3 protein-coding genes are annotated in these 1,609 nt (G+C 72.0%); 1 reads left to right on the top strand and 2 read right to left on the bottom strand.

What is annotated here, in order from left to right; genetic code table 11:
- The coding region (locus tag WA805_RS06550) for a helix-turn-helix transcriptional regulator (protein ID WP_425241885.1) at nucleotides 1-538 on the top strand (538 nt) is incomplete at its 5' end.
- 10 nt (nucleotides 539-548) lie between these two features.
- Here WA805_RS06550 and WA805_RS06545 read toward each other — a convergent pair.
- Nucleotides 549-1,292, bottom strand: a complete 744-nt coding sequence (locus tag WA805_RS06545) for an SDR family NAD(P)-dependent oxidoreductase (RefSeq protein ID WP_422285703.1) — start codon at nucleotides 1,290-1,292, stop codon at nucleotides 549-551.
- Nucleotides 1,264-1,609 (bottom strand): SDR family oxidoreductase (locus WA805_RS06540; protein WP_425241884.1); only part of this gene is annotated, 346 nt, incomplete at its 5' end. The genes WA805_RS06545 and WA805_RS06540, both read right to left, overlap by 29 nt.

Genomic DNA, 1,609 nt, shown 5'->3' with positions numbered 1-1,609 from the left:
GTCCGAGGCCACGTCCGCGGCCGGGACCAACTGGGCGCTAGGTATCCAGGCGCGCTGCCGGGCCCTGCTCAGCGAGGGACAGGCGGCCGAGCACGGGTACCTGCAGGCGATCGGGCGGCTGGGCCGCACCAGGGTGCGGGTGGAGCTGGCCCGCACCTGCCTGCTGTACGGCGAGTGGCTGCGCCGCGAGCGGCGCCGGGTGGAGGCGCGCGATCAGCTCCGCGCCGCCTACCAGATGCTGGCCGCGATGGGGCTCGAGGGGTTCGCGGAACGCGCTCGCGTCGAGCTGCTGGCCACCGGCGGGACGGTTCCGAAGCTCAGCACGGAGACGGCCGCCAGGCTGACCCCGCAGGAGGCCAGGATCGTCAGGCTCGCCGTGGCGGGGCACACCAATCCGGAAATCAGCACGCAGCTGTTCCTCAGCCCGCGCACGGTCGAGTGGCACCTGCGCAAGGTGTTCACGAAGCTCGGCATCAGCTCGCGGAAGGAACTCACCGTGGCGCTGCCCGACCTCGAGGCGGCCGCCGCGGCGACCTAGCCGGCCGGCGTCAGTGGCCGGCGGTCTGGCCGCCGTCGATGTGCAGGAGCTCGCCGGTGATGTACGGCGAGTACTCCAGGAACAAGATGCCGTCGACCACGTCGCTGACCTGCCCCACGCGCCCGAGCGGGGGAAGCTGGCTGCCGAGCCCTTGGTAGCTTTCCGCCGGGTACATCGGGGTCTGGATGATGCCGGGCGAGATGGCGTTGACCCGGATGCCGCGCGAGGCGTACTCCACGGCCAGTGACTTGGTGACGGCCGCCAGGCCGCCCTTGGTCAGCGCGGCCAGCGCCGACGGCGCGGCGGAGTTCGCGACCTCGGCCAGGGTGGCCGAGACGTTGACCACGTGGCCGCCGTACCGCATGGCCATCTCGGCGATGACCCGGCGGGTCAGCCAGAAGAAGCCGGCCAGGTTCACGCCGGTGATGGTGGCGTAATCCTCGGCGGTGTACTCGGTGAACGGCTTCGAGATGTACACCCCGGCGTTGTTGACCAGGGTGTCGATGCGGCCGAACCGGTCAAGCGCCGCGTCGGCGATCCGGTCCGCGGTGGCCGGGTCGGTGATGTCGCCGGCCACGGTGAGCAGGTCATCGGCTTCCGACGGCTTGATATTGCGGGCGCTGGCCACCACTGCCCAGCCGCGCCCGCGGTACCCGGCCACCAGGCCGGCGCCGATGTCCCTGGAGCCTCCGGTGATGATGGCGACTCGCCGATCCGGGTCCACGTCACTCTCCGGGAAGCAGCTGCTGGCCACCGTCGATGTCGTAGGTCGCGCCCGTGACCGCGGTGTTGCTCATCAGGTGCACCGCGAGCGCGGCCACGTCGGCTGGCTCCACAACGCGCCTGATGGGCAGCGTGGCGCGCAGCTGGGCACGGCGCTTGTCGAGGTCCGCGCCGAGCAGGGTCGCCGACAGCGGGCTGTCGACGAAGCCGGCCGCGATGAGGTTGACCCGGATCGGCGCGATCTCGACCGCCAGGTTCGCGACCAGGGCGGGCAGCGCGGCGGAGTTCGCCGCGATGAGCGACAGTCCTGGCCCCCGCCCGCCGCCGCGGGTGCCGCCCATGAACAGC

Origin of the sequence: Trebonia sp. (assembly GCF_049794275.1) — a bacterium.
Classification (GTDB): Bacteria; Actinomycetota; Actinomycetes; order Streptosporangiales; family Streptosporangiaceae; genus Trebonia.
This window is presented reverse-complemented; position numbering and strand designations above follow the sequence as displayed.